Below are 2,500 nucleotides of genomic sequence, written 5' to 3' on the forward strand. Positions count from 1 at the left end.
CCGCGATCCCGATCGCCGACAGCAGCGCACCGATCGTCGTCGGGATCAGGCACACCAGCAGCGACACCAGCACGATCCCGGTCACCCCGTCCGCGCCCAGGGCCGGCGAGTCCGGCACTCCGGGATTGGTGTCCTTGGAGTAGATCGCCAGGGGCTGGAGCGTCGCGGTGGCGAGCAGGAAGACGACCGCCAGCGCGGCGAGCAGGATGTTCAGCGCGATCTCGTTCGGCGTCCTCTGCCGGCTCGACCCCTCCACCAGCGCGATCATCCGGTCGATGAAGCTCTCGCCGGGCTTCTGGGTCACCCGCACCACGATGCGGTCCGACAGCACCCGGGTGCCGCCGGTCACCGCGCTGCGGTCGCCGCCCGACTCCCGGATCACCGGGGCCGACTCCCCCGTGATCGCCGACTCGTCCACGCTGGCGATGCCGTCCACGACGTCGCCGTCCGCGGGGATGGTCTGCCCGGCCTCGACGACCACGATGTCGCCCTGCGCGAGCTCGGGCGCGGGGACCGGCTCTTCGCGCACGTCCATCGCCCCGGGCCGCCAGCCGGCCAGGCGCCGGGCCGTCATGTCCCGCCGGGCCCGCCGGAGCGTGTCCGCCTGGGCCTTGCCGCGGCCCTCGGCCACCGCCTCGGCCAGGTTGGCGAAGACCACCGTGAGCCACAGCCAGGCGACGACCAGCCAGCCGAACCAGGTCGGATCGGTGGCCGCCAGGACCGTGGACCACACGGCGCCGATCTCGACGATCAGCATCACCGGGTTCCGCCACAGCGTCCGGGGATCCAGTTTCCGGAGCGCGTCCGGCAGGGACCGCAGCATCTGCCGCGGATCGAGCAGGGCGCCCCGGGCACGGCCCGAGGGTTCGGGGGCGGGCGACTGCGCGGGCGTCCGCGCGGTCTGCGTCGTGGCCATCAGTGGATTCCCTCTGCCAGCGGCCCGAGCGCGAGCGCGGGCAGGAACGTGAGCGCGACGAGGACGACGGTGACGCCCGCGACCAGCCCGACGAACTGGGGCCGGTGCGTGGGCAGGGTGCCGTCCGATTCGGGGGTGTGCCCCTGGCGGGCCAGCGAACCGGCCAGGGCGAGCACGAAGACGATGGGCAGGAACCGGCCGAGGGCCATGCAGAGCCCCAGCGCCGTGTCGTACCAGACGGTGTTGACCGTGAGGCCCGCGAACGCGGAGCCGTTGTTGTTGGACGCGGAGGTGAACGCGTACAGGACCTCCGTCAGCCCGTGCGGGCCGGAGTTCAGCAGGCCCGCGCGGCCGCTGCCGGTCGCCATCGCCGCGGCGGTCCCGGCGAGCACGAGCGCGGGCGTGACCAGGAAGTACAGCGCGGCGAACTTGATCTCCCGCGCACCGATCCTCTTGCCCAGGTACTCGGGCGTGCGGCCGACCATCAGCCCCGCCACGAACACCGTGATCACGGCGAGGACCAGCATCCCGTACAGGCCCGAGCCGACGCCGCCGGGCGCCACCTCGCCCAGCATCATGTTGACCAGCGTCATCATGCCGCCGAGGCCGGTGTAGGAGTCGTGGAAGGAGTCCACGGCGCCGGTCGACGTCAGCGTGGTCGCCGCGGCGAACACCGCGGAGTTCAGCACCCCGAAGCGCGCCTCGGTGCCCTCCGTGGCCGCGCCGACCGCGGTCGGGACCGTCCCGTGGTGCAGGCCCTGGAAGATCATGGTCAGCGAGACGCTCACCAGGGCGAGCAGACCCATGACCGCCGCGATCGCGTACCCCTGCCGCGGCTGGCCCACCATGCGGCCGAAGGTCCGGGTCAGCGCGAACGGGATGAGGAGGATCAGCAGGATCTCCAGCCAGTTCGTCCACGCCGCGCCGTTCTCGAAGGGGTGCGCGGAGTTGGCGTTGGCGAAGCCGCCGCCGTTCGTCCCGAGTTCCTTGATCACTTCCTGGGAGGCCACCGGGCCGCCCGTCAGCGTCTGGGCGCCCCCGGCGACCGTGTCCACCGTGTGGTGCGCGGGGTCCCAGAAGTTCTGGACCAGCCCGCCGGACACCAGGACGACGGCGCCGACGAAGGCGATGGGGAGCAGGATCCGCAGCGACCCTCGGGTCAGGTCGACCCAGAAGTTGCCGAGGTGATCGCTCTTGCGGCGCGCGAATCCGCGCACCAGCGCGACGGCCACGGCCATGCCCACGGCCGCCGAGACGAAGTTCTGCACCGCGAGCCCGGCCATCTGCACCAGGTGGCCCATCGTCGACTCGCCCGCGTACGACTGCCAGTTGGTGTTGGTCACGAAGCTGACCGCGGTGTTCCAGGCCTGGTCGGGCTTGACCGGGTCGAACCCCAGGCTGAGAAGGAGGTGGTTCTGCACCCGCTGGAAGCCGTAGAGGAACAGCACGCCGACGACCGAGAAGGCCAGGACGCTGCGCGCGTAGACGCCCCACCTCTGCTCGGCTTCGGGATCGACTCCGATCAGCCGGTCGACCGGGGCGTCATCCGGCTGACGGCCGGAACCCGGGGTCCTCGGAGCGTGC

The 2,500-nt window shown here is 72.0% G+C and carries 1 protein-coding gene and 1 pseudogene; both read right to left on the bottom strand.

Going from position 1 to position 2,500, the window contains the following annotated elements:
• Positions 1-916: pseudogene (locus tag AB0C69_RS41095) on the bottom strand (potassium-transporting ATPase subunit B); the annotation flags it as partial.
• Positions 916-2,500: potassium-transporting ATPase subunit KdpA (gene kdpA, locus AB0C69_RS41100; protein ID WP_360362078.1), on the bottom strand; the 1,585-nt coding region annotated here is incomplete at its 5' end. The gene kdpA and the pseudogene AB0C69_RS41095, both read right to left, overlap by 1 nt.

Source organism: Actinomadura sp. NPDC048032 (assembly GCF_040653175.1).
Classification (GTDB): Bacteria; Actinomycetota; Actinomycetes; order Streptosporangiales; family Streptosporangiaceae; genus Spirillospora; species Spirillospora verrucosospora.